Origin of the sequence: Leptospira fluminis (genome assembly GCF_004771275.1) — a bacterium.
Lineage (GTDB): Bacteria > Spirochaetota > Leptospiria > Leptospirales > Leptospiraceae > Leptospira_B > Leptospira_B fluminis.
Map to the genome: position 1 here is coordinate 109,857 of NZ_RQEV01000009.1, position 23,808 is coordinate 133,664.

Sequence of the window (23,808 nt, forward strand, 5' to 3'; positions counted from 1 at the left end):
TATGAACGATAACCATTGGACTTTTACCGATACGGGTTCTTCGAACGGGGAAGAAATCCTCTGGATCCGGGACCTATGGCATCTTTCCAGCGAGTCGGAAGAGCCGATTCCGATAAAGGGTACGTACTTTACTCTAGCGACTCCGCCTAAAAATTTGGGGAAGGAAACCTTTTCCCAATTGCTCGAGACGATTTCCTCCAGAAAAAAAAAGATCGGAATCGTAGCGGAGGGTTTTTCAGTACGATTCGCCTGGGAAATCGCTCAAAAAGCCCCCGAAAAAATACAATTTTTATTCCTTGTTTTTCCGAATCCGCCTCCGATTTCGGGTTTTCGGATTCCTTTTTTGGAAAAGACGGATTGGCTGTTAAAGAATCTGCATTTGCTACCGGGGTTTTTTCTCCAACCTTTCGCATTGGATCGAATCCTTTCCGAATTCGATTCTTCCGATTTTTATTCTCTCCCTGTCCATCCGCCGCTGGGAATGTTATTGCCTAGAACTGTTCTTTCTCTTTCCGATCAGTCGGAATTCCTTTCTAAACTGTCCGCAAATGCTCGAATTTATCGATGGGAATCCCGAAATCCTAGATTTTCCGTCCCCGACAGGAAGGAACTTGGGAAAATCCTAGACATCTTTCGGAATAATACTGTTCAAAAACGGTCTAACTCTAGGACAAGATTTTAATAGATATGTCCATACGTAAAATTCTCAAAATCGGCGACCCGCTCCTCCGCAGGGTGAGCGAACCAATTCAAACCGACGAACTGCAGACGAAAGAATTCAAGAAGTTAATCCGGGACATGTTCGATACGATGAGACATGCCGAAGGAGTCGGTTTAGCGGCACCTCAGATCGGAATTTTGAAGCAGATGGTCGTCGTCGGAACGGATCCCAAGGAGGATTATCCCGAAAGTTCCCGTGTCAAAGAAAGAGTAATACTCAATCCGGAGATTACTCCTTTGACGGAATCCGTGGATGGAAATTGGGAAGGATGCCTGTCCGTTCCCGGCATGCGCGGTTTTGTGGAAAGACCGAACAAGATCCGTGTTACTTGGATGGATGAAAAGGGAAACCGTCACGAAGAAGTGCTGGAAGGATACGAGGCTGTCGTTTTTCAGCACGAATGCGACCATTTGAAAGGAGTTCTTTACGTGGATAGGTTGAAAGACACGAAGATGTTCGGATTCAACGATGCTCTGGAGCTTTCCGGTCCCGTTTTAGACTAAAGAAATCCGGGAACGAAAACGGGAAATCCGATCTTTAGTCCTGCTTGTCGTTCAGCACTTCCGGAACCGTAACGAACTTGTATCCTTTGTCCATCATAGCCTGGATGAAGTCCGGTAGAATGTAGATCAATTTTTCCGTCTGCCTAGGCGAACCTAAGTGCATGAGAATAATGGCGCCGTTCATTCCGTTCTTGTCGGACTTTTCCCAACGATAGAGAAAATCCAGCATTTCCTGTTTTGTTTTGTAATGCGGGTTCGGGATCAGTTTGATTTTTCCGCCGGAATCCCTTCTCGTGATGTATTTTTTATAAACGAAGTCCGGGACATCCAGAGAACCGACGTTGTTATTGCTCCAAAAAATGTGATTTACATATCCGTGTTCGGCATATACGTCCAATAGAATCGGATCGATGGCTCCGTAGGGAAGTCTATAATATTTGGTTAATTCTTTTCCCGTGAGAGTCTTGAATCTTTCCTCCACGGATTTCATTTCCACTAACAGGTCGTCCATATCCGGGATCTCGTCGTCCACGTAGCTCAACAGGGCCCGCTTCCTCAGGGAAGGTTCCTTTAGACTCCTGGGCAAATTATAGTGGCTCCAAGTGTGATTTCCGAACACGATTCTTTCTTTCATCCCCGACAACTTTCGCAGATACGTGATATTCGTACTCGAAAATAGTGAGCCCCCTTTTTTTGCAGGATTTTCGTTGGAAACGAACAGAGTGACCTTTATGGGAAATCGATTCATGAATTCGTAAAGTATCTGCAGATCCTCTCCGGTGCCTAGGTCGAAGGTAAGCGCGATTTCTTTGAAATTCGGATTTCCTCTCGTGATATTTTTTCCTACGCCCCTCGCACTTAAGGAATGCTCCAGCAAAGAGAAATTCTTATCCACTTCTTCCTGAAGATCCCCTTCCGGTACGTCGTCCAAGAGGGAGGATTTAAAACGGAGTACTTCCTCTTCCCGTTGTTGTTCCTCCAGCCTGAGACTCGTGATATCCTCGGAGAGCACGGAAATGACCTTATTCTGGGATTCCACCGTACTTTGGAGGGAATCCAAGCGTCTAGCTAAGGCGAACACGGTAGTCAAACTTAGAATGAAAAAGAAGATTCCGGAGGAAACCAATCGGATCGTACGAAACTTTCTCTCCAATTCCTCGGATTCGATTCCGGTATCCTGGATTTCCTTAATGGTTTTGGAAAGTACGGAGGATTCTTCTTCGCTGAGCATATCTGAACGTCTGGTCTTAGGTGACCAAACGGAGGAATTTTCCCTTTTTACCCTGGCGAATCAAGTACTCTCCGCCCCTAGAAATGGTAAATTTTTCATCTCCGATCTTTTCCTCGTCGACATAAATTCCTCCCGCTTTGATGATCCTTCTTCCTTCCGAAACGGAGGGAAGAAAGTTCAACTTGGCCAAAACCCAGACCAATTGGGGATTTTGGGATTCCGAAAAGAATTCCTCCCCCAATTTGGCGACCGGAACCTCTTCCGGAACTGCCCTGGATTTAGGATTGTGAACCTTGTTCCACTCTTCGATCGCCTCCCGATTTTTTTCCTCCGAAGAAAATTGGTCCATAATCAGCTTGGCCAACTCCGTCTTAACTTCCTTAGGATGCAGATTTCCGGATTCTATCCCCTTCTTTCGCTCTTCGATCTTGTCCATAGCCAGGTCGGTCAATAGTTCGAAATAGTTCCACATCAAATCGTCGGCCATGGACATCAATTTTCCGAACATTTCGACCGGCTCTTCCGTGATCCCGACATAGTTGCTCAGAGATTTGGACATCTTCTTGACCCCGTCCAACCCGACCAAAAGAGGAACGGTCAAGACGCACTGGGGTTCTTTTCCATACTCCCTCTGCAAATCGCGACCTACGAGTAGATTGAATTTTTGGTCCGTGCCGCCTAATTCCACATCCGCTTCCATTTCCACCGAATCGTAACCTTGGACCAGAGGGTACAGGAATTCGATCAACGATATCGATTGCCCCGATTTATAACGTTTACTGAAATCGTCTCTCTCTAAGAGTCGAGCGACGCTGTATTTCGAGGAAAGCACTAGCACGTTCTCGAAATTCATTCCGGAGCACCATTCAGAATTGTACACGATTTTGGTTTTTTCCCGATCCAGTACCTGAAAGACTTGGTTTTGGTAGGTCTTGGAATTTTCCAAAACCTCCTCTTTGGAAAGTCGTTTTCTCGTTTCGGATTTTCCGGTCGGATCTCCGATCATAGCCGTGAAATCGCCCAATAAAAATTGAACGTCATGACCTAACTCTTGGAAGTGTCTCATCTTTCTGAGTAAAACGAAGTGCCCCAGGTGCAAGTCCGGAGCGGTCGGGTCGAAACCCGCCTTAATTTTCAGAGTTTTCTTACGGTTGAGTTTGGACAGAAGTTCCTCTTCGCTGATAACGTCTACGCAACCGCGTTTGATGATCTCTATCTGTTTCTTTGGGTCCATGGAGTCCTTTAAGTCGTTCCGATTTAGGAAATCTATTTGCAAATTCGCAGGCGGAAACCAGTCTGTAAAGCAGGAAGAAACTAAGAATGCAAAAACAAGATCGCAAAGCCGGATTTAAGAGCCTCTCGGAAATGGAATTCGACGTTTTGATCTTTGGCGGAGGGGCTACCGGTGCAGGTGCGGCGCTCGACGCAAGTTTACGAGGTTTGAAAACGGCATTGATCGAAAAATCGGATTTTGCCTCGGGTACTTCCTCTCGTTCCACGAAGCTCATCCATGGCGGAGTCAGATACCTTGCCCAATTTCATTTTAAACTCATCCACGAGGCTTTGACCGAGAGACAAAGACTTTTGGAAAACGCTCCCCATCTCGTAAAACCTCTTCCCTTCGTTCTTCCAACCTATAAATTTTACGAAAAAACGTATTATAGCATAGGAATGACCATGTACGACATCCTCGCTTGGAAAGGAAGGCTCCCGGCACACAAAAGGGTTTCTAAAGAGGAAGTCCTAAAGGATTTTCCCGCCTTAAAGAGGGAACATCTGGCCGGAGGAATCGTATATTACGATTCCCAATTTAACGACTCCAGATTGAACGTACTATTGGCTCGATCCGCCCGAAAGGAAGGAGCCGTGGTACTAAACCGAACGGAACTGGTATCTTTCCAGAAAAAGAACGGAAAAATCGTAGGAGCGAAAATCAAGGACCTACTTTCGGGCCAGACGATCGACGTCAAATCCAAGGTAGTGATCAACGCAACAGGACCTTGGGTGGACGATATCCGTTTAAAAGACGATCCCAGGACCTATCGCGTGCTTTCCCCAAGCCAAGGGATTCACCTAGTATTTAAAAAAGAAACCATCCCGTGTAATACGGCTCTCATTATTCCCAAAACGAAAGACGGCCGGGTGGTCTTTATGATTCCTTGGGAGAACCATGTGATTTTGGGTACGACGGACACTCCTGTCCACGAGATTTCCGAAGACCCCCTGCCGTTGGAATCGGAAGTCGAATTTCTCCTCCAGACCGGTTCCGATTATCTCGAAAAACCTTTGGAACGAAAAGACATCCTTTCGGTATATGCGGGGATTCGCCCTCTCATCTCGCCCGAAGGGAACCAGGATACGAAAAGTATTTCTAGGGAAGAGGTGATCTTGGTCTCTCCCTCCGGATTGGTTACTATGGGCGGAGGAAAATGGTCCACGTACCGGAAAATGTCGGAGGATCTGATCGATCGGGTCGTTCAAGAGGGAAATCTCGCACCGAATTTCGGATGCAATACCTACCATTACGAATTTCCCGGCAAAGAAGGATTTTCCGAGGAACTGCATTCGGAAATCCGAAAGACATACAAGACTTCTCCCGAGACCGCGAAGCGTCTCCAAGATGCTTATGGCGGAGAAGTCTTTACTGTTCTAGGAAAGAAACCTTCCCTTCTGGTCCCGGGGTCCGGCTATTACAAAGAGGAAGTGGAATGGTTCGTAGCCGAAGAATTCGCTCTGACAGTGACGGACGTGATTGCGCGTAGGTTCCGGGTCCAGTTTCTAGATCTGAAATTATCGGAGAAATTGATCTCTCCTATCGCCCAAGTCCTTTCTAAACGCTTAAGCTGGAAAGAATCGGAGAGGAAAAAGCAGGAAGAATCCGCGTTCTTGCTGGTGCACAACCTGTCGGGAAGCATCCGGGAAAAGGGAAAAAAATAACCGCCTTTCCCGAAGGAAGAAAGAATTCCGAACGGAAAAACCGTCCGGAATCCTCATCCCGTTTTCGGCTTTCTTAGTCGATATAATCCCGAAGTTTCTTGGACCGGGACGGGTGTCGGAGTCTTCGCAAGGCTTTTGCCTCTATCTGACGGATCCTTTCCCGAGTCACTTTGAATTGGTATCCGACTTCCTCTAACGTTTGCGGATAACCGTCGTCCAAACCGAACCTCATCCGGATTACTTTCTGTTCCCTCGCGGGCAACGTATGGAGGACTTGTCTGATCTGCTCCGCTAGAATGCTTGATGCTGCGGAATTGACGGGGGATTCCACATCCTTGTCTTCGATGAAGTCGCCCAATTCCGAATCCTCTTCCGAACCCACGGGGATCTCGAGAGAAATAGGTTCCCTGGCGACGTTTTTGACGGCCTTCACTTTTTGTACGGGCCAACCGAGACGCTCGGCGATCTCCTCGTTGGAAGGATCTCTCCCGAATTCCTGGACGAACAATCTCGTTTCTCGAATCACCTTATTGACTTGCTCGATCATGTGAACCGGAACCCGAATCGTCCTAGCCTGATCGGAAATCGCTCTCGTGATTGCTTGGCGGATCCACCAGGTGGCGTATGTGGAAAATTTATATCCCTTTTTGTATTCGAATTTGTCCACCGCCTTGATCAAGCCGATGTTTCCTTCCTGAATGAGATCGAAGAAATGCATTCCCCGGTTCGCATAACGTTTTGCTATGGAAACGACCAATCGTAAATTCGCCTTGACCAATTCCTTTTTGGCCTGCGCGATTTCCCGTTCCCCTTTGATGATTTTTTCTCCCCAGTCCTTGATCTCTTGGACGGAAGAACCGGCTTCCTGCTCCATACGGCGCAGTTTCCTTTCGTTGTTTCGAATGTCTTTTATGACTTCGCGCACCTCGTCTATGGAAACGCCCATCATCTTTTCGATATCTTCCAACTTCTCGTTTTTTTCGATGAAACGGTTGAAGGCTTTGATATCACGGACGTCGTAGCCGTACTGTGCCTTGATTTTCAGGAAATGACGGTCGATTTCCTTGATGCGAAAGACCATCGATTTGATCTTTTGCGAGATTTTCTGGATTTCCTTTTGCGATACTCCCAATTCACGGATCGCCGTATCGATGATCCCTTTGGAAACGTCGATCTTCTCTTTGAATTCCTTATATTTCTTGGAATTTTCGGAATATTTGCGGATCCGGGATTGAGCTTCTTGTAGTACTTTCTCCTGCTCTTGAATCACGGAGATATTCTTGAAAAAAAGCTCTTCTAGCTTTTTCGCTTCTTCCGCGTTCATCGCGTACATCTTGTCCACGCGAACCAAGTCGTAGACTTTCGTCTTCTTGCTACGGATCTTAGGAAGAAGTTTGATGAAGTTGGCGCGTAAAATCGAGGAGCCGAGGATGGTTTCTTCGATGATCTTTTCGCCCTTCTCTATCTTCTTAGCGAGAAAGACCTCCGTTTCCCCGGAGATCAGGTTTACCTTTCCGATCTCTTTCAGATAAAGACGGATCGGATCTTCCGAACCCCCCGCGGCAGACGCGGATTCCTTTTTCTTTCTGGCCGGTTTAGCGGGCACAAGACCGGGATCGTCTTTAAGAACCGTAGCGGAAGAAGGTTCCAAAGTTTTCCTGGTATATTCCTCCACGATTTCGATTCCCATCTCGTGAAGAAGAGTGAAGACATCGTCTATCTTTTCGGAGTTCAGGATCTTGTCCGGAAGTATCTCGTTGATCTCGTCGTAGGAAATTTCGCTGTTCGCCTTTCCTATCGCGATGATCTTCTGAACTTCGGGCATGCTTTGTAAATTTTCCATCATGGGATTTCCTCTATCCTAGCGCCGAGCCTGCGTCGCGAATGTGCGCTAAAAGTTTTTCTTTCTCGGTCCTGTAATATGCCAATCTCGTAAGTTTCTCCAACTGGTCCAAAGTGGAGTCCCGATCGAGTTCCTTCATTCTTTCGTCGTTCACGAATATCTTTTGCTGCTTCGTCAATAAGCCGAAAACCTTTGCCGCGTCCTCTCGACTCATTTCGGAATCTTCCAAAAGAAACGGCGCGATCGCTTCCTTAAATTCGCCGGGAATCTCGGAAGACAGAACGGATGCGGGAGAGATTTCCTCCTCGCTTACGTATCTAGTGTATAAAAAATCCCAAAGGAACGCACTTTTGGGATCCAAAAATTCCATGGAGGAAATCTCTTCGGAAAAGGAGAAAAGCGGGTTCATTCTGATTAATAGCGCGATCAACTTTCTCTCACACGTTTCCGCAGCGGTCGGACCGCTTTTCCTTCCTCCGGGTTTCACTTTATTATCGGACCCGGCGGGCGGGAACTTGGCTCCGCCTCCTTTATAATCTCGCAAAACCGCATCCATACTGATGCCCAACTGTCTCGCACCTAAGCCCAGGAAAAATTCCCGATCGGAATCCCGATTGAAACCGCGCAAAAATTGGTATAAGTTATCCAGGGCTTTTCGCTTTTTCTCCGGAAGAGCCCGAGAATCCGTTTTTTCCAGCAATTCATCCACTACGAAAGAAGAGGCCGGAACGGCGGATTCCAATAATTTCTGTAATTCCTGGCGCCCTAATGTTTTGGAAAGATCGAAAGGATCCTTGCCTTCGGGAAGCATGACGACGGAACATTCCAAGCCTTCTTTTAGACAGAGTTCGGCTCCGTGAAGTGCCCCCTTTCTTCCGGCGGAGTCCCCGTCCAAAAGCAAAAGGAAACGATCCGCAAATTTTTTCATGTTTCTGATATGGTTTTCGGTAACCGCGGTTCCCATACTGGCGACCACGTTATCGATTCCTTTAGAAACCAATCCGATCACATCCAAATATCCTTCCACCAGCACCGCAGTCCTGGATTTTTGGATGCTTTCCTTTGCCTGGTACAGATGGTAAAACGTCCGTCCCTTATCGAAAATGGAGGAAGCCGGGCTGTTCACATATTTCGCTTCCTTTCCCGGGCCAAGGATTCGACCGGAAAAAGCGATGACCCTTCCGGACAAATCCAAGACGGGAAACATAATCCGTTCCCGGAAAAAATCGTAAGGTTCCCTACCTTTCTCGGATTCCCGAACTAATCCCACTTCGATCGCAGCCTTGATCTCTTCCTTGCTGGAGAAGACTTTCGGAATCAAATTCTGGAAACCGGCAGGCGCGAAACCTAGCTGAAAGCTTTTTTGGAGTTCTTCTCCTAATCCGCGGGAACCGAGATATTCCCGAGCGGGAATTCCCTGCGGAGAACGCATCATATCCAAGTAAAATTGCAGCGCTTTTCGATTTACCTTGTACAAAAGCTCGGTTCTTTCCTGCTCTTCTCGTCCTTTCTCCTGGATGGGAATTCCGGAATATTCGGAAAGAATTTCCTTTGCCCTCTGAAAATCCACCCGCTCGTAGCTCATCACGAACTGGAAAATATCACCGGAAGCCTTACATCCGAAGCAATGGTAGAATTGCTTGTCTAAAGATACGTTAAAGGATGGGGATTTTTCCTGGTGAAACGGACAGAGTCCCACCATGTTTTTTCCCCTTTTTTGAAGAGGTACAAACCTACTTATATAGCTTTCGATGGGAACTTCCCTGCGTACTCGGTCGATAAACTCCCTTTGGAATTGCAATGGACTGTCCGTTTAGGAGAGTTTGGATTTTACAATCGCAGATACCTTGGACCCGTCTATGTTCAACCCTTTAAATTCGGCCATGACTCTCCCCATGACCTTGCCGATATCCTTCGGCCCGGCAGGTTTTACTTCCGCGATAATTTTTTCCAGAGCGGTTAAAATCTGCTCTTCGCTAACTTCCGGAGGAAGATAGGACTTTAAGACTTCCGCTTCCGCCTTCTCTTTATCCGCCAAATCGGTGCGATTCGCCTTTTCATACATTTGAATCGCATCGGTTCTCTTTACATAACCGCGCTTGATCAAAGTAATGATTTGCTCGTCTATTAGCTGCTGAGCTCCCGTTTTCGTAAGCTCATACTGGATGTCCGCTTTTAACAGCCGTAACGTGGACAACAGAGGCTCTTGTTTTGTCTTAATCGCCTCTTTCAGGTCTTCATTGATCTTAGCTTGTAGGGACATCCCTCTCCCCTTTTTAGGTCCGGAAGCGCAGGAAGCGGATTAACCGCGGTCCTTGCGAGAAAAAAGACGTTTTTTCTTTTCTAATTTGCGTTTAGCGGACTCGAGTGCTTTCTTTTTCTTGATGCTCGGTTTTTCGTAGAATTCACGACGTTTGATTTCGCTCATGATTCCTGCGTTCGCGCAATCTCTTTTGAATCGCTTTAACGCGGATTCGATGGATTCTCCTTCCTTTACGATGATTCCTACCATTCGGTGGAATTCCTCCTGTTCGGATTTTTAATACCGGAAATGCGGATTTCGGCCGTACGGCAGGAAAAACGATCCCAGAGATCAAACTTTGGGTCCGGAAATTAGGGCGAGAAGCCCTGATTTACTACTTTCTTACCGGATGTTTTCTTGTCAATGGAAATAAACTACTTTCCTTGAACAAAAATAGTGGATTTTGCCATCCTTGGTCAAATCGAATCGTTTTTACGCCGATCCTGGCAAAAATCGTTTGTTTCCGCTGGAAGAGGAAACCTAGACAAGCGTTTAAGCGGCAAAAAACTCCGCTTTCTGAATTTCGCGAAGTTCGATGGTCGCCTCGATTCCAAATTGGCCGTTCTTGATGACGAATTCCCCGTCAAGCCTACGGTTTTTGTCCAATTCGATTACCGTACCATCCTTTAGAGTGAGGATGATGTCGATTCCACGGTAATTGATATAACGTTCCAGTGTGGATCTAAATTTCTTTGCCGTCTCTTCCATCCGTTTATAGCCTCACCTTTTGATTTACGGTACAATGTACGGATCGCAAGAGACAGATTTTTTAACGCAAAAAAGGAATTTTTCGGAAAATCGTTTTTTAATGCCCCGCTAAAGGCTGTAGCAACTTTTCATATACAGGACGGAAGGAATCCACAGGTTCGGTGATCTCCAGAAAGCGAATTTCGTAATCGATGATCAAATGGTTCACCTGAAAAATCACTTCGTCGAACCTGCTTTTTACGATTTCCAACTTGCAATCCGGGCAAAAAGTAAGGACAGATCTCGGATTCAATACGTACAATTTGTCGTAAGGGCGTAAATGGGCTTGGATTACGGATTTTAGCTCTTCTATGATTTCCCCGGATTTTTGCTCTCCGAGTAGACGGAAATACTGGGAAAGGTCCTGAAAGTAGAAATGAGTCAACACCATCTGTGTGCTCAGGGAATTCTTAACGTCCCTCAGGAATTGGTTTGTAAACTCTTCGAATACGTCCGGAATTTGATTTTTATCGGTAGGAGGAAAATCCACGGCTAATGTAAATATCGACTTGGCAGGCAGGATTTTCAGCTTTTTTCCGACTTGTCTTCCTGGCGGGCCGCAATTTCATAACCGGGTTATAGATCTTTGCATCGATGAGGAGAATCCAGTGACTAGCGCCCACCCCACCCAACTAATGAGCTTATCTCAGTATTTGATCGAGGAGCAATTGAAACTTCCTCAAGCGACGGGGGATTTTACGGCATTGATGAGTCATTTGGTCTATGCAGCCAAGATCGTTTCCCGAGAAGTCAGAAAAGCCGGTCTTCTGGACAATATTCTAGGTTCCACCGATCAGACGAACGTCCAGGGAGAAACGGTCATGAAACTGGACGAATATGCGGATCGGATTTTTACGCACACGTTGACTCGCTGCGGACATTTGTGCGTTATGGGAAGCGAAGAGCAAGAGGAGATCGTCCCCGTTCCTACCGGCTATAAGATCGGAAAATACACGATCGCAATCGATCCTTTAGACGGCTCCTCCAACATAGACGCGAACGTTTCTATCGGAACCATTTTTTCGGTTCACCTTAGGAGTTCTCCCCAAGGAACGCCGGGTACGAAAGAAGACCTTCTCCAAAAAGGAGCCAAGCAAAGAGCCGCAGGCTATATCGTCTATGGTTCTTCTACCATGCTGGTTCTTTCTGTCGGGGTCGGAAAAGGAGTCTCCGGTTTTACCTTGGATCCTTCCTGCGGAGAATTCATCCTTTCTCATCCGGAAATGAAAATGCCGGAATCGGGAGGGATCTATTCCATCAACGAGGGTAATTACAATTACTGGTCCGATGAAGTGAAAAATTATATCAGAGACATCAAATCCATAGAAGGCGGGAGAAAGCCCCAATCGGCACGTTATATCGGCTCTCTCGTCGCGGATTTCCATCGGAATTTGTTGAAAGGCGGGATTTTCCTATACCCGAACGACACGAAATCTTCCAAATATCCCAAAGGAAAATTGAGACTTTTGTACGAAGTCGCGCCCATGGCTTTGATTGCGGAACAGGCCGGCGGTATGGCTGTAACCGTAGACGGCCAGAGAATCCTGGACCTACAACCTTCCGAACTCCATGAAAGGACGACGTTTATCGTAGGGTCCAAAAAGGAAGTGGAACACTTCCTGACCTTCGTCAGAAAATAATCGGTTGGTTAGGTTTCGCGGAATTTGGATCGGATGAATTCCTTTTCCACTTCGTTGTTTGTAAAAGCCAACGCCTGCGCGTAGGATTCCTTTGCGGATTCCGACGATCCCAATTTTTTCTGAACGTCCGCTACGGCCAGATAGTACGGCGCGTAAGAAGAGAGATCTTTTCTGAGAGCGCCCAATAAAAGGAGACCTCTTTCCGGGCCTTCCGCAATGGATACCGCGACCGCGTGGTTGAGCCGCACCACGGGGTTGTCCTCCATTTTTAGAAGTAGCTCGTACCATTCCGAAATTTTTTTCCAATCGGTCAGTGCGGAATGGGAGGAGATCGCGTGCTCCGCGCTGATCGCGGCTTGCACCAGGTAGGAACCGACGGTACCGACGGAAATCGCCTTTTGCAATAAGGCCAAACCTTCCTGGATTTCCTCCCGATTCCATAACGTCCGATCCTGTTCCTCCAATAATACGATCCTTCCGAAAGAATCGATTCGCGAATCTCTTCTGGAATGGTTCAGCAGCATCAAGGCGAGAAGCCCCCAAACCTCGCTCAATTCCTCATCAGGAATATCCGAGGAAAGCAGATTTTTTCGAATCAGGATTTCTAACATTCTACAGAGTCGGATCGCTTCGTCGCACAGTTCCTTCCGGATCAACATGTCACCGCTTGTGGACGCGTATCCTTCCGTAAAAATCAGGTAGATTACCGCCAATACGGATTCGATTCGTTCCGGTAGCAAATGGATGGGTGGAATATAAAAAGGAATTCCCGATTCCTTGATTTTTTTCTTTGCTCGGACCAATCTCTGGGCCAAGGTCGGAACGGGAAGTAGAAAGGCGGAAGCGATTTCCTGCGTGGTCAGACCGCCTAAGGTACGTAAGGTGAGAGCGATCCTATGCTCCATAGGTAAGGCGGGGTGACAGCAGGTAAAAATCAGTTTTAGTCTCTCATCCGCAATCTCCTCATTCTCCTCCTGGATTTCTCTTTCGGAAGAAAGGGATCGATTCTCCAAATTTCCCGAATCTAAACTGATCGGTTTGTTTTTACGGATTCTATCCAAGGCTTTCCTCCGGGCAACGACTAGGAGCCAAGCCCCCGGTCGCTTCGGAACACCTTGTTGTTCCCATTGTTGGATGGCCGCCAAGAAGGATTCCTGAAGCGCTTCCTCGGCCAAATCCCAGTCTCCGAACGTGTTTACGAGGGAAGCTAGGATCTGACCGTATTCGCTTTTATGGATCCGTTCGATGGTTTGGGAAATCGTCTTTTCCGAAGATTCCATCGTTCGTCTCCTTCCTTTATCTTATTTGTGAGAAGTCGGAAATCAATTCGGTTTCGGTCCCAGATCGTAAACCGGTCGAACTTCCATGGTTCCGTGCTTGGCTCCCGGGCACTTTGCAGCCCAGTCTAATGCCTCGTCCAGATTGGAACAATCCACTAGATAGTAACCTCCGAGTTGTTCCTTTGTCTCGGCAAAAGGTCCGTGGGTTGTGATCCTTTTTCCTTCCCGGAGTTTTACCGTTGCGGCGGACGAGGTAGGATGAAGTCGGTCTCCTCCGACCATTTTTCCGGACTTTAAAAGTTCCTGGGTATAGACCGTGTAGTCCTCGGACCTTTGCTCCAGCTCCTGTTTGGATCTGGACGCCTCGAGCTTTTCATCTATATAAATTAGAAGTTGGTACTTCATTTTCATACTCCCTATCGTGTGGTTTTGGGGCGAAATTCTTTCGCTCTCCTTACCGTCGTTCCACCCGGTGAAATTTCGACATTCGTAGGATTTTTTTCCCATTTCTATCAGAATTTTCTCCTGAAAATCCGACGGTTTTCCCCCGAAGATCCGTACTTGTACGGATAGCGAAATGGTTCAAAAAAGAACATAATCCTTATTATTAACGGACAACAAGGTCGGACTCAAATGTCGATAAATTGGAAATACTGGAAAGCGATTTTAAGTTTGCTCGCGATCGCCATGACCGGCGGTATAAAATGTCGTCATGGGAATGGAGGGAACGATAACCAAACGTTATTAGCCTTTTTGCTTTTGAATTCCCAAATAGCGGATTTCGTCTTCGATTTGGGCTTTCCAGGTTCCCAAAATACGATCACCGGTTATACTTTCTCCGGGGTCGCATCCGATTATACCGTAACCATCGGGTCGGTGCAGGCGACCGGAATCACATTGGTCGGGTCCACCGGACTTCAATTTATCATGCCCACCATTTCCGGAATTTCCGAAAATACCACGTTACCCATCGTAGTAACCCAAAAAGGAGCCGCATTCATTTCCAAAACAGCCCGTTATCGACCTCTTGTCGCGATTACGATAGGACAACCGAACGGACTCATTCGCCCGATTTCTCCCCAAGATCCGAGCAGTTTTTTCTCCTTCAACACTTCAGTGACCGGAGACCACTTGTTCAACACTTTCGGCTATTCGGCCACTAGTTTAAATTTCTATTATTTTACCTCTCCGACATCCGGACCCACGACGATCGTGGAATCCAATACTAGTGCGGCTCAGTTTAAAAAAGTGACTCTAAGCAGTACCGGCAATTATATCTTTCAGGTGAAGTACGCCGGGGGTTTGGGAACGAATTTCAGTACGAACATCGCGAACGGATCAATCGTCCCGGCTTCCACGTTCAATGAAATCAATTCCCAAAGTCTTTGCTACGATTTTATGGGTAGCGGTTCCGTAGCCGATGTGCCCGACAGTTGTACCACAGTGAACGCCTCTAACCTTCCGAATCGAACCGGAAGATGTACCTACCCCACAACCGGAGGGATAAATACTCGGAATTATTATGTCATTAGCGGTTTCGGATTTACCGGGTCTTATGCCCAAACCACCTGTACCACTCCCGGATACGGATCCCAGAACGAAGGCGAGTCCATTTTTCAAGCCAATTAGGGGAGTACGGAAATTTCCGGAAGCCTCTATAGAAAGGACATTTCCGGATTGATCCCAAAATTCAGATTTGTTAAAAGAAAAACCAATGAGTCTCCGGGCTTCGAAGAAAATCTTCATTATTGACGATCATCCTCTCATACGTTCCGGCCTACAGTCGGAAATCGAATCTCTGGACGGTTACGAAGTTTGCGGAACCGCTTCCTCCATACAGGACGGGATCCGACTTATGGGATTTTCCAGAGCGGATCTACTGATCTGCGACGTGTCCCTCGAGCGTGAAAACGGAATCCAGGAAGTAGACTCCGTAAAACGCAAATTCCCGGATCTTAAGGTGGTTTTTTTAACCATGCACAGAGATTGGTCTTATCTCCAGAATGCGATCGCAGCGGGGGCGGACGGATATATATTAAAAAGCGAACCGATCGAATCCATTCTGTCATCCCTGCGTCAAATCCTGAAAGGCGGCAAGGTGTTTCCCGGAGAGATCACGAGTTTTAGATACGACACGGAACAATTGCGGGAGGCGGCGGAGATCATTCGGAGATTGACGCAAAGGGAGACCGAGATTTTGAAATTTCTGTCCAAAGGGAAACTCAATCGTGAAATCGCGGAAGAGTTGAATTTGAGCGTGCGTACGGTGGAATCCCATCGCACTTCGATTTTTAAAAAATTAGAAATTAATAATATGGTAGAATTGAGCAGGATCCTCTTTCAGTTGAAATCGCCCGATTTTTTATGACCGCAAAATCCCGGATTCGGGCAATAAAATCGTAAACCTGGAACCCCTTCCCTTACCCGAATCGATCAGAATTTCCCCTCCATGAGCCGATACGATTTTTCCGATAATCGAAAGTCCCAGGCCGGCTCCATAAGGTTTGGAGCTACTTAGAATACCCACCGGTTCGTACAATCTTTCCTTTAAATCGGAATTAAAGCCGGAACCGTTATCCTCGAAGATCAGATATAAAATGTTCGACTCCTTTTCCACACGAATGCTGAAAAGCCCTTTTTGCGGCGTAGCTTCCGCTGCGTTCTTAGCTAAATTGAATATGAGCCTCCGGATTCGAAAAGGATCCAATTTGAATTTTCCATGTGCCTTAATCGTACATGTTAATTTCATCTCTTTTTCCAAGGACAAAAAGAAATGGCGAAGGTCGTCCCGTATCTCGCGGAAATAATCTCCGATTTTAACGCTCTGCAGATCCAGAATAATCCTGTTTTTCGATACGTCCAGAATGTCTAAAGATAAGTTGGAGAGCGCGTCCGTTTCCTTTTCCGCCTGCCGAATCGCAGATTGCTTCTTTTTTTCTTCGTTCCCCCCTAGGTTCCGCAAGTGTTGACGCAAGATCATGATATGGTGTCCTATATCGTGCACGATCTCCGCGGATAATTCTCCGATGATTGCCAATTTATCCCGGTCCTGCCGATTGATATTTTGGATGGAAAATGCGAAGGCATCGGCGATCCCTTGGATCCAGTCCAGGCTGGAGTCCTGCAGCGATTCCTTATCTAGGGGAATGTCTAGAAGCAGGCGCGTAGAAATTGCATGCTGGACAGGAACGATGAATCTTCCTTCTTTTATAAGCGTCTTTTCTAGCGCGAAAGGATTGCCTCCTAGGTATTTCTCCATTTCCTGATCGGACATCAAGTCTTCGGATACCTGCTCCCCGTCCGTCGAGTATTTTCTCCAGGAGGAGAATTTTGAATCTTCCAGATAGACGTGTATTTTTTCCCTGCTTCTTTTTCGATCGGCTTCGGAAAGTATGTTTAATACGGAATGAGCGGAATGTTTGTACGACGAGGAGAGCATGATTTCCCTAGTATAGGAGACCAAGGATTTCATTTTGGAGGAAAGTTCCGTCGATTTTCGAAAAGACACGGAAAAAATCTTGGAGATCAGAAGGGAATAGCAGACGATCAAAAAAATCTGACCGTACGGAATCAGATAGTGGATCCGAACGAGTCCCATACTGTATAAAATATCGCCTATCGTACATAGCGTAATGACCACGTATCCCAGCATGAGGATGGCGGCACCTTCAAGGTTTCGCTTAATCCCCTGGCTTAACAGAAACGCCCAAGTCGGCATGGTGACGAAGAGAGCGTACATCGAAGTGGGAAAAAGAGTCAGAGTGTAATACCGGTTCGGAAAAAAAAGGACTAACGCACTCACTATATAATACGGAAAAGTCATCCATAAACCGAATCTTCTCCAGAACGCTGTGGGACAATATCGATTAAAGAAAGCGTAAAGCGTAGGAGCGGATGCGTATACCGAAAAATATTCCAGCTTATTCGAGTATTCCCAGAGAGAATCACCCAAGATTCGGTACCCTAACCTCTCTCCGGTGGTCAGAATCCTACAAAGAATCAGAAAACAATGCAGTGAAAAAAGCAGAGGAGCTGGCTCCTTCCTCCTGAAGAAATAAAGAAAAAGGTTATAGACCGACATGCTCGCGGCGACCATAGCCAGACAAATATCCACGGTAAGATTTCTTTCTCGTTCGTTTAACACGTCGGACCAATGTCCTACACGGACCGAACTCCAAAATCCTCCCCAACGATTTTGAAAATTCGAAATATGCAGGACCAAGTCCAGATCCTTGCCGGGAAGAACCGCGATCTGAGGCTTGTAACCGGCCATCGAGGTTTCCGGATCCTTGCCTACCTTTCCTGCGCTCGCAATAAGAGAGCCGTTCGCATAGAATTCATAGGATGTGCCTAGATCCGGGATGGAAATCGCGTACGGTTGGGAATCCGGAGGTAGAAAAAGTTTCAATCGATAGGATGCGAACCCGATTCCGTCCAGTCTTTTCCCTTGGAAGAATAAGTTATTCCAAACTTCCGGGACACGAACCTTCTCTCCCCCTTTCCAGGATGGATTTGATCCGTCCCCAATAACGGGAATGAGGCGGCTCCAATAAAAATTCCATTCTCCGTCCAGAGGAACCGTTTTAGATCCGATGAAGATCTCACGGTCGGATAGATCAAGGACGCCGGACCGGTTTGGTTGATAAGAGACATCTGTGTCTTCCCGCCTACAGCAGGTTAGAAGCAAGGCGAGCGCAAACAGAATAAGAAGCGATTTCTTCGATCCGGTTTGCATAGAGGTAAATTCGAATTGCACAAGACTTAGGTAAAGGAAAAACTTATTTCTCAAAAGTAGAATCGGTCAGGATTTTTGCGGACCAATAGATTTGTTTTTTCTGTATATTCCGGGTGACACTCCCATGGCCCGGACAAATTGGGAATTGAAGGCGGATTTGGAATTGAATCCGACTTCGAAGCCCACCTCCAATACGGATTTATCCGCGTGGGAGAGTAGAAGTTGGCAGGCTTCTTTTACCCGGTACCGATTGATAAGTTCGTAAAAGGTCATCTTTTGTATCTCGTTCAAATACCTAGAGGTCTGATGAAGGCTCAATCCTAATCCTGCGGCTAAGTCCCCTAGTCTAAGTTCGCTGTCGCGATAAACGAATTCCTCTTCCATGATACGGCGCAACTTTTCGTCCGCTTGTTTGATCTCCTGCGGAAGCAAAGCGGTGTTCTGGTATTTGGAATTGCGGATCACCGTCCTCATTTCGTCGAAAAAATCCGGATTTCTTTCCCTCAATACGAACATCAGGACCAAAATCATACTTACGCAACTGGCGCCGAATTCGAATAGAAACATATTCTTCAAAAAAAAAGCGGCGCCGATAAAGGAATTAGCAATCACCGGTAAAAGCAATACCGCCCATACCAGTTTCAATTCGTAGATCTCGTATTTTCTACTCACTTTATGGTAAATCCGCAAGCAGGCGATCGCGTATGAGGAAACCTGAATGGAAGCGAGAAAAGCGGCTACGTGAATCCAGTCCAAGGAAAATTCTTTCTGGCTACTGGACATCAGTTCGCGGAGTTTGCCTGAATCCTGGGTAAAAAATAGAATTTCGGAAAATGCGAAAAGTATCGCCGGAACCAAGTGGGGCCATTGTTTCCGAATCGAAAAGGAAAGATCCACACCCTCCTCCCATTCTTCTAACAAACGGGAATTCACGTAACTCCAGAGAACGGGGCCTACGGAAGATACTCCGGTGTATAAGAAAAGAAAAAGATACGGCGAGATTAGATAAACGCGATCGAAATACCACGCATATCGAAGGAGGGTCGCGCCGGTAAGGAATGTTACGAATATGAGGGTCGTATTGGCTCGCTTTTTCTTGGTCAATTCCAGGAAACAATATAGGAACGACAGGCCCGATCCGAAATATACGAAGGATTTGAGACAACTTTGGAGGAGTTCCATGAATCTGAACGGACAGTCTCTGATGAGCAAACACCATTTTCTATCCATTTTTCCGAACAAAAGTCCCATCCGATCGGATGAAACGGTTGGACCTATCGGTCCGGTCGAAACCTTTTCGGATATGGGTATAATCCTTCACCATGGAAGCAAAAACGATTCCGCTGGCAGTGATCCAGCTAAAGGGAACCCAAGAAGAGATGGGAAGGCAATTCGGAGAAATCATGCTCGAGATCGGGCAATACGAACCCATCTTCGATTTTTATCCGGTGATGGCACAAAACCTTCTATTGGGAAGTTTACCCAGAAAGGATCGTAACTTTCTTTCCAAAGGATTCGTTTCTCTCAGTATGAAGTTGGCCGAGGCAAAGATGAATTCCCATCGTTGGTCGGAATATTCTAAAAGAACTCTGGCCGCTCTCAAGGCGGCGGGGATCCGGTCGAGTATCGAAAAGGAAATGTTCACGATGGACGCGTTTCAAAACGCGGTTGGACTCATGGGGATGCTCCGCGTGTTGCCGGAGCTCCGCCGTTTGGAGCCGTTTTTACGGCCGCAGTTAGTGCCAGCCTGTACGAGTGTCGCCGTCTGGGGAAACCAAAGCAAAGATAGGAACCTGTATCACGCGCGGAATTTCGATTTTCCGGGCGTGGAAGTCTGGGACAAAAGGCCCATCGTCGTATTTTGCAATCCGACGGACACGGGAATTCGTTACGGGTACGTAGCTTGTAGAGGTGCGGACGTTCCGGGAATCACTGCATTCAACGAAGCGGGCTTGACTTTGTCATTTCATACCAGATTCCACAAAAAGGTGGGATTCAGCGGCTTAGGAGCGGTCGATTTCGGTCATAAAATGATCTCGGAGTCTAGAAACATCGACGAAGCCGTATCCCTAGCCAAGAGATACAAAATCAATTCGACTTGGGGTGCAATTCTCACGAACCACAACGAAAAAGGATCCAAGGCGGCCGTAATCGAGACCAATTTCGGAAATGTGGAAGTCACTTACTCCGATAGAAAATCCGATTGTATGGTAAATACGAACCACTACTTCAGCCCGAAATTGCAGGACGGAGAATTGTTGGCCGCTCCTTCCTTTTGCCACCATACCCGAAGCAGATTCCAAAGGGCCACCCAACTTTTGGCGGAACAAAAGTCGAGGGGAACCACTGTAAAAGACCTTCAAAACCTATTGAACGATTCGGTAGATCCTACGAGCGGAGAATCCCGGACCATGGGTTCCACGATACGCCAAATTACTTCGGTCAAATCCGTAGTAATGAGTCCCCAGGCGGAGAAACTTTACGTTTCCGTGGGTCTCGCTCCGACAGGAAGCGGCCCGTATCTTGAAATTCCGATGCGTTGGGATTCTGCTCCAGGCTATACGTTCCCGTCCCTTCCGAAAAAATCCAAGGGCAATCCATCCTCGGCAAAAAAAGGAAAGAGCGTGGAGATAAAATCGCAGGAAAAGAAAAAAGCGATAGAATATTATAAGGAAGCGATGCTCATCAACGATGATCCGAAGTTAGGGGGAATCGAGGATATGCTCACCCGGCTGGAGGAAGCGGGCAAAGAATCCGACTCGGACCCTTCCCTTCTTTTCTTACGCGGTATCCTACACATTGAAAAAGGGGAATTTCAAAAAGGATCGTATCTGTTGGAAGAGACTGTAAGGCTGGAATCTTCTCCCTTCCGAAAACAGCAGGCTCAACTTTGGTTGGCGAGGACGTATTCCGGACTCGGTAGAAACGCGCTTTCCGCAAGACTGTACGATGAAATCAGGACCGCTCCGGACTCTCTAGATTGTCTTGTCTGGAAAATGAAGGCTAAGTCCGACAAAGGCTCGTATTCCCTAAAAAAACTCAGACAAGTTTCCCCGAATTTCCTACTGGTGGATGCGAACGAGTTGTAGTCCATAAGCGGGTCCACTCTTAAAACCGATTGACCTTAGAAATGGGGCTTTCTTTAATAAAAGCAAAGCCCCATGGACTTATATCTTTCGAATCTATTCTCCGTCGTTTTGAATCCGATCCGAATCCTGTTCGTGCCTTCGGTCAAAATCTATTGGGCATACCTTGCGTCTTCCGTTTTGATAACGCTTTTCCTTGCCTTTTGGAGAAGCGTTCGACGGAAAGGATTCTCCGTGCGGGAATATTTAGGTGGCATCTTCTCCGGTAAAGTCTGGTTTCATAAGTCCGCGCTCGTAGATTATAAATATTATTTTTTGAATACGATTCTTTTCCCTCTCTCCTTCGGATATTTCGTGGTTTCCGCCTTTGCCGTAGCCTCGATATTTAATCGAAGTTTGGTCTTTGCGTTCGGCTCGTTCCAACTAGGAGAATCTCCTAGCTTGGTGGGAATCGGTATGTATTCCGTCGCGTTCTGGCTGATGAACGATTTCGGCAGATCTTTTGCACACTGGACGATGCACAAAAATTCCTATTTATGGGAGTTTCATAAATTCCACCATTCTGCGGAGGTACTTAATCCTCTGACGGTTTATAGAGTACATCCGATTGAAGGAATTTTGGTGAATTCTTGCGGAGCGATCGGTTCCGGACTCGTGACCGGAATCGCAACCTATCTCTATCCCCAAGGGATTACGATGACTTCTTTTTTGGGCGTCAACGCGGGAGTTTTCGTTTTCAATTTGTATGCGAACCTGAGGCATTCGCATGTTTCTCTTCATTTTCCGAAATGGCTCAGTCATATCATCCTCAGCCCGGCCCAGCACCAGATACACCACAGCAAAGACAGGGACTTACAGAACATGAATCTGGGAGTCACTTTCGCGATCTGGGATTTGATTTGGGGAAGCCTTCATATTCCGGATCCTAAGGAGAACGAATCTACCGATTTCGGTTTAAAAAATTCTAATCCGGAAGACTATTCCAAACTGACTTCCATCTATCTAGTTCCCTTCCGACAAATCTATTTCAAGTTCAGAAAATCCTTTCGCCCACCCCTTGCAAACGGAGTGGAAACTCCTTCCGAGTAAGGATCTTTCCGTTTCCAGCCAACCGTTTCCTTGTGAAGAGGCATTCTCTCCGAATTCCTACTACGTAACGGATATATGCTATTTCTTTTTATTTGTAATAAATATGTAATATAAATGATAATGTATAGTAATATTTTCGTGCACGGAAAAAAACCGGGTTGAGAATTCTAGAAAGAAGTCTAAGATTCAAAGGATACCGCAGGAGGTGGGTTGTATGTTAAGGCTTTCGAGAAGAATACTAGCATTAGCTGTAATCGTAATTTTGGTTTCGGCTTTCGGTGTTACGGTGGCGGAAGCTCCACTTGATCTAAGCGGAACGTATAAAGCGCAAGGGATAAATCCGAACGGTACCAAATACAAAGGAACGGTGACCTTTAAGAAAAACGATATCGGCAGTTATGACGTAATCTGGTCGGTGGGAATTCGTTTCCAAGGAACCGCAATGTTGGATGGAGACACGGTAAATGCGGATTGGGGAGATAATACTCCGAAAGTATATACCGTAAAACAAGGAGGAAAAGTTCTGGAAGGTCTTTGGGATCACGGAAACGGGATCGAAATTCTAACCCGTTAAATCCACCGACGAAAAGCAAGGGCAAATCCTCTGCCCCTGCTTTTCGCCGGCCGTTCCCCTCCGGAGGAAATCCATCCGTATCGAACGATAAAAACTAAAAACGATTGATCTCCTCTTTGATCTGTTGGTTCGTTTTTCTTCTCGGCCATTGGGTGTATAGGCCGAATCCTAGTATTCCCAATGCTATAAGCACTTTGATCGTTTGCTCCCAATCCATTTTCAAATCTCCTTAGCGGGTGCGGCAGAAGATAGATTTCATTCTAACTTCCTCATAGCTCTGGACCGCTGGGGTCCTATTATTTTCTCACTCTTTCGGATTCTACCAAGCGTTAAAATCCTTCTAAAATCGCATCTTTCCTAAAATTTTACGGGAAAAATATTGCTCCTTAACGGCGAATTTTTGCTACAAATAGAAAGAAAACGGTACCAGAGCTAAGAGATTCGATGAACGATGCCTGTCACAACGCCTAAGATCCTCTCCTCAAGTAAATCGACCGGAATCGGAGTGCTCCCTTTGTCCGGCCCGAAAAGAAACGTTCCCAAACCGGTAACGGATACTTTACGAAACAAATAATTTCCACGACTATAGACTAAAACGACGGACGCATCCACCATTTCCCTGAGCCGATCGATTACTAAACGATCCTTATCCAAAATCCCGAAATTCTTCCACGCATCTCCCTTTACGGTAACGAAGATTTTACTCGCTTTTCCATGATCCAAAAAAGAAAGTATGTCCCTCATTCTACTTGGATCGGGAGACTTTGTAGGAGTTCCTGCATGAAGAGCGTTTTTAAATACTGGAATCAATGATATTCGTTCCAGATAAACTAAACTTTTCATAAGGTAACATATATATAGTATTTCTTTCCCGTAGCAAGTCTTTTTTGCCTTCTATATGATTTTTAGCGGAAATCAGTAGATGGAAGGTCAGGAAGCGACAACGGTAATACCAACGAAAAATCTGTATTGATAACGATAAAGACGGCTTTGCTTAAAATCGCGAAAGGAAAGATGGAGAAAACCCGGTCTTTAACCGGGCAAAAAAAACAGGGTTTTATCTAGAATTTCAAAGAAGAGAATGTAAAACCCCCCGAGGTTTTTCCGGGGGAATTGTTAG

Annotated in this window: 23 protein-coding genes; 9 read left to right on the forward strand and 14 right to left on the reverse strand. The window is 46.5% G+C overall.

The window, feature by feature from the left end:
- The first annotated feature begins 1 nt into the window (after position 1).
- On the forward strand, positions 2 to 682 hold the full coding sequence (locus EHO61_RS17345; RefSeq protein ID WP_246032054.1) for a hypothetical protein: 681 nt from the start codon (positions 2 to 4) through the stop codon (positions 680 to 682).
- Positions 683 to 687: 5 nt separating this feature from the next.
- Positions 688 to 1,224, forward strand: coding sequence for a peptide deformylase (def, locus tag EHO61_RS08635; protein WP_135813222.1), 537 nt, complete (start codon positions 688 to 690; stop codon positions 1,222 to 1,224).
- A 34-nt stretch (positions 1,225 to 1,258) separates the two neighbouring features.
- Here def and EHO61_RS08640 read toward each other — a convergent pair whose 3' ends face one another.
- Together EHO61_RS08640 and tyrS are read right to left on the reverse strand one after the other, a co-directional pair.
- A complete protein-coding gene (locus EHO61_RS08640) occupies positions 1,259 to 2,455 on the reverse strand; it encodes a polysaccharide deacetylase family protein (RefSeq protein WP_135813223.1) in 1,197 nt (398 codons plus the stop codon).
- 16 nt (positions 2,456 to 2,471) lie between these two features.
- On the reverse strand, positions 2,472 to 3,689 hold the full coding sequence (tyrS, locus tag EHO61_RS08645; RefSeq protein ID WP_135813224.1) for a tyrosine--tRNA ligase: 1,218 nt from the start codon (positions 3,687 to 3,689) through the stop codon (positions 2,472 to 2,474).
- An 86-nt stretch (positions 3,690 to 3,775) separates the two neighbouring features.
- Between tyrS and EHO61_RS08650 the strand changes: the two genes are divergently transcribed.
- Positions 3,776 to 5,392: a glycerol-3-phosphate dehydrogenase/oxidase gene (locus EHO61_RS08650; RefSeq protein ID WP_135813225.1), complete on the forward strand. Its 1,617-nt coding sequence runs from the start codon at positions 3,776 to 3,778 to the stop codon at positions 5,390 to 5,392.
- Positions 5,393 to 5,465: 73 nt separating this feature from the next.
- Here EHO61_RS08650 and rpoD read toward each other — a convergent pair whose 3' ends face one another.
- The 6 genes from rpoD to EHO61_RS08680 form a co-directional block, all read right to left on the reverse strand.
- Positions 5,466 to 7,235, reverse strand: coding sequence for an RNA polymerase sigma factor RpoD (gene rpoD, locus EHO61_RS08655; RefSeq protein ID WP_135813272.1), 1,770 nt, complete (start codon positions 7,233 to 7,235; stop codon positions 5,466 to 5,468).
- Positions 7,236 to 7,248: 13 nt separating this feature from the next.
- Entirely contained in the window at positions 7,249 to 9,036 is a 1,788-nt protein-coding gene (gene dnaG, locus EHO61_RS08660) for a DNA primase (RefSeq protein WP_135813226.1), read from the reverse strand.
- 12 nt (positions 9,037 to 9,048) lie between these two features.
- Entirely contained in the window at positions 9,049 to 9,498 is a 450-nt protein-coding gene (locus EHO61_RS08665) for a GatB/YqeY domain-containing protein (protein WP_135813227.1), read from the reverse strand.
- Between the two features lie 39 nt (positions 9,499 to 9,537).
- On the reverse strand, positions 9,538 to 9,747 hold the full coding sequence (rpsU, locus tag EHO61_RS08670) for a 30S ribosomal protein S21 (RefSeq protein ID WP_008591132.1): 210 nt from the start codon (positions 9,745 to 9,747) through the stop codon (positions 9,538 to 9,540).
- Between the two features lie 282 nt (positions 9,748 to 10,029).
- Positions 10,030 to 10,245: a hypothetical protein gene (locus tag EHO61_RS08675; protein WP_135813228.1), complete on the reverse strand. Its 216-nt coding sequence runs from the start codon at positions 10,243 to 10,245 to the stop codon at positions 10,030 to 10,032.
- Between the two features lie 97 nt (positions 10,246 to 10,342).
- On the reverse strand, positions 10,343 to 10,774 hold the full coding sequence (locus EHO61_RS08680) for a hypothetical protein (RefSeq protein ID WP_167884836.1): 432 nt from the start codon (positions 10,772 to 10,774) through the stop codon (positions 10,343 to 10,345).
- A gap of 145 nt (positions 10,775 to 10,919) precedes the next feature.
- Here EHO61_RS08680 and fbp point away from each other — a divergent pair, with 145 nt between their 5' ends.
- Positions 10,920 to 11,924, forward strand: a complete 1,005-nt coding sequence (gene fbp / locus EHO61_RS08685) for a class 1 fructose-bisphosphatase (RefSeq protein ID WP_135813274.1) — start codon at positions 10,920 to 10,922, stop codon at positions 11,922 to 11,924.
- 8 nt (positions 11,925 to 11,932) lie between these two features.
- On the opposite strand, the gene EHO61_RS08690 is transcribed toward fbp, so the two are convergent.
- Positions 11,933 to 13,204, reverse strand: a complete 1,272-nt coding sequence (locus EHO61_RS08690) for an RNA polymerase sigma factor (RefSeq protein WP_135813229.1) — start codon at positions 13,202 to 13,204, stop codon at positions 11,933 to 11,935.
- Between the two features lie 42 nt (positions 13,205 to 13,246).
- Entirely contained in the window at positions 13,247 to 13,609 is a 363-nt protein-coding gene (locus tag EHO61_RS08695; RefSeq protein WP_135813275.1) for a YciI family protein, read from the reverse strand.
- 228 nt (positions 13,610 to 13,837) lie between these two features.
- On the opposite strand from EHO61_RS08695, the gene EHO61_RS08700 reads away from it, so the two are divergent.
- Both EHO61_RS08700 and EHO61_RS08705 read left to right on the forward strand, forming a co-directional pair.
- Positions 13,838 to 14,833, forward strand: a complete 996-nt coding sequence (locus tag EHO61_RS08700) for an IPT/TIG domain-containing protein (protein ID WP_135813230.1) — start codon at positions 13,838 to 13,840, stop codon at positions 14,831 to 14,833.
- Between the two features lie 85 nt (positions 14,834 to 14,918).
- A complete protein-coding gene (locus EHO61_RS08705) occupies positions 14,919 to 15,572 on the forward strand; it encodes a response regulator transcription factor (RefSeq protein WP_135813231.1) in 654 nt (217 codons plus the stop codon).
- Here EHO61_RS08705 and EHO61_RS08710 read toward each other — a convergent pair.
- Positions 15,567 to 17,612 (reverse strand): sensor histidine kinase, encoded by a 2,046-nt coding sequence (locus tag EHO61_RS08710; RefSeq protein WP_210415325.1) that lies wholly within the window; start codon positions 17,610 to 17,612, stop codon positions 15,567 to 15,569. The genes EHO61_RS08705 and EHO61_RS08710 overlap by 6 nt on opposite strands.
- A 393-nt stretch (positions 17,613 to 18,005) precedes the next feature.
- Positions 18,006 to 19,169 (reverse strand): helix-turn-helix domain-containing protein, encoded by a 1,164-nt coding sequence (locus EHO61_RS08715; RefSeq protein ID WP_246032055.1) that lies wholly within the window; start codon positions 19,167 to 19,169, stop codon positions 18,006 to 18,008.
- A 92-nt stretch (positions 19,170 to 19,261) separates the two neighbouring features.
- Between EHO61_RS08715 and EHO61_RS08720 the strand changes: the two genes are divergently transcribed.
- From EHO61_RS08720 to lfb1, 3 genes are all read left to right on the forward strand, one after another.
- A complete protein-coding gene (locus tag EHO61_RS08720; RefSeq protein ID WP_135813233.1) occupies positions 19,262 to 21,028 on the forward strand; it encodes a C45 family autoproteolytic acyltransferase/hydrolase in 1,767 nt (588 codons plus the stop codon).
- A gap of 72 nt (positions 21,029 to 21,100) precedes the next feature.
- Positions 21,101 to 22,114 carry a sterol desaturase family protein gene (locus EHO61_RS08725; RefSeq protein ID WP_135813234.1) on the forward strand — a complete coding sequence of 338 codons (1,014 nt, stop codon included), beginning with the start codon at positions 21,101 to 21,103 and terminating at the stop codon, positions 22,112 to 22,114.
- Positions 22,115 to 22,328: 214 nt separating this feature from the next.
- Complete coding sequence (gene lfb1, locus EHO61_RS08730) at positions 22,329 to 22,688, forward strand: LIC10280 family protein (protein WP_135813235.1); 360 nt, start codon at positions 22,329 to 22,331, stop codon at positions 22,686 to 22,688.
- A gap of 94 nt (positions 22,689 to 22,782) precedes the next feature.
- Here the strand turns inward: lfb1 and EHO61_RS17400 are convergent, their stop codons facing one another.
- Both EHO61_RS17400 and EHO61_RS08735 read right to left on the reverse strand, forming a co-directional pair.
- Positions 22,783 to 22,905, reverse strand: a complete 123-nt coding sequence (locus EHO61_RS17400) for a hypothetical protein (RefSeq protein WP_281276649.1) — start codon at positions 22,903 to 22,905, stop codon at positions 22,783 to 22,785.
- Between the two features lie 215 nt (positions 22,906 to 23,120).
- Complete coding sequence (locus EHO61_RS08735; RefSeq protein ID WP_135813236.1) at positions 23,121 to 23,531, reverse strand: LexA family protein; 411 nt, start codon at positions 23,529 to 23,531, stop codon at positions 23,121 to 23,123.
- Between the last annotated feature and the right edge of the window lie 277 nt (positions 23,532 to 23,808).

Excerpts from the sequence above, each read along its gene's own strand:
- EHO61_RS08700 (WP_135813230.1), top strand. The coding sequence starts at position 13,838 with ATGTCGATAAATTGGAAATACTGGAAAGCGATTTTAAGTTTGCTCGCG.
- EHO61_RS08695 (WP_135813275.1), bottom strand. The coding sequence starts at position 13,609 with ATGAAGTACCAACTTCTAATTTATATAGATGAAAAGCTCGAGGCGTCC.
- def (WP_135813222.1), top strand. The coding sequence starts at position 688 with ATGTCCATACGTAAAATTCTCAAAATCGGCGACCCGCTCCTCCGCAGG.
- EHO61_RS08715 (WP_246032055.1), bottom strand. The coding sequence starts at position 19,169 with ATGGATAGAAAATGGTGTTTGCTCATCAGAGACTGTCCGTTCAGATTC.
- EHO61_RS17345 (WP_246032054.1), top strand. The coding sequence starts at position 2 with ATGAACGATAACCATTGGACTTTTACCGATACGGGTTCTTCGAACGGG.
- EHO61_RS08665 (WP_135813227.1), bottom strand. The coding sequence starts at position 9,498 with ATGTCCCTACAAGCTAAGATCAATGAAGACCTGAAAGAGGCGATTAAG.
- EHO61_RS08650 (WP_135813225.1), top strand. The coding sequence starts at position 3,776 with ATGCAAAAACAAGATCGCAAAGCCGGATTTAAGAGCCTCTCGGAAATG.
- fbp (WP_135813274.1), top strand. The coding sequence starts at position 10,920 with ATGAGCTTATCTCAGTATTTGATCGAGGAGCAATTGAAACTTCCTCAA.
- rpsU (WP_008591132.1), bottom strand. The coding sequence starts at position 9,747 with ATGGTAGGAATCATCGTAAAGGAAGGAGAATCCATCGAATCCGCGTTA.
- EHO61_RS08705 (WP_135813231.1), top strand. The coding sequence starts at position 14,919 with ATGAGTCTCCGGGCTTCGAAGAAAATCTTCATTATTGACGATCATCCT.
- tyrS (WP_135813224.1), bottom strand. The coding sequence starts at position 3,689 with ATGGACCCAAAGAAACAGATAGAGATCATCAAACGCGGTTGCGTAGAC.
- EHO61_RS17400 (WP_281276649.1), bottom strand. The coding sequence starts at position 22,905 with ATGGATTGGGAGCAAACGATCAAAGTGCTTATAGCATTGGGAATACTA.
- EHO61_RS08675 (WP_135813228.1), bottom strand. The coding sequence starts at position 10,245 with ATGGAAGAGACGGCAAAGAAATTTAGATCCACACTGGAACGTTATATC.
- EHO61_RS08735 (WP_135813236.1), bottom strand. The coding sequence starts at position 23,531 with ATGAAAAGTTTAGTTTATCTGGAACGAATATCATTGATTCCAGTATTT.
- rpoD (WP_135813272.1), bottom strand. The coding sequence starts at position 7,235 with ATGGAAAATTTACAAAGCATGCCCGAAGTTCAGAAGATCATCGCGATA.
- EHO61_RS08725 (WP_135813234.1), top strand. The coding sequence starts at position 21,101 with ATGGACTTATATCTTTCGAATCTATTCTCCGTCGTTTTGAATCCGATC.
- EHO61_RS08640 (WP_135813223.1), bottom strand. The coding sequence starts at position 2,455 with ATGCTCAGCGAAGAAGAATCCTCCGTACTTTCCAAAACCATTAAGGAA.
- lfb1 (WP_135813235.1), top strand. The coding sequence starts at position 22,329 with ATGTTAAGGCTTTCGAGAAGAATACTAGCATTAGCTGTAATCGTAATT.
- EHO61_RS08720 (WP_135813233.1), top strand. The coding sequence starts at position 19,262 with ATGGAAGCAAAAACGATTCCGCTGGCAGTGATCCAGCTAAAGGGAACC.
- EHO61_RS08690 (WP_135813229.1), bottom strand. The coding sequence starts at position 13,204 with ATGGAATCTTCGGAAAAGACGATTTCCCAAACCATCGAACGGATCCAT.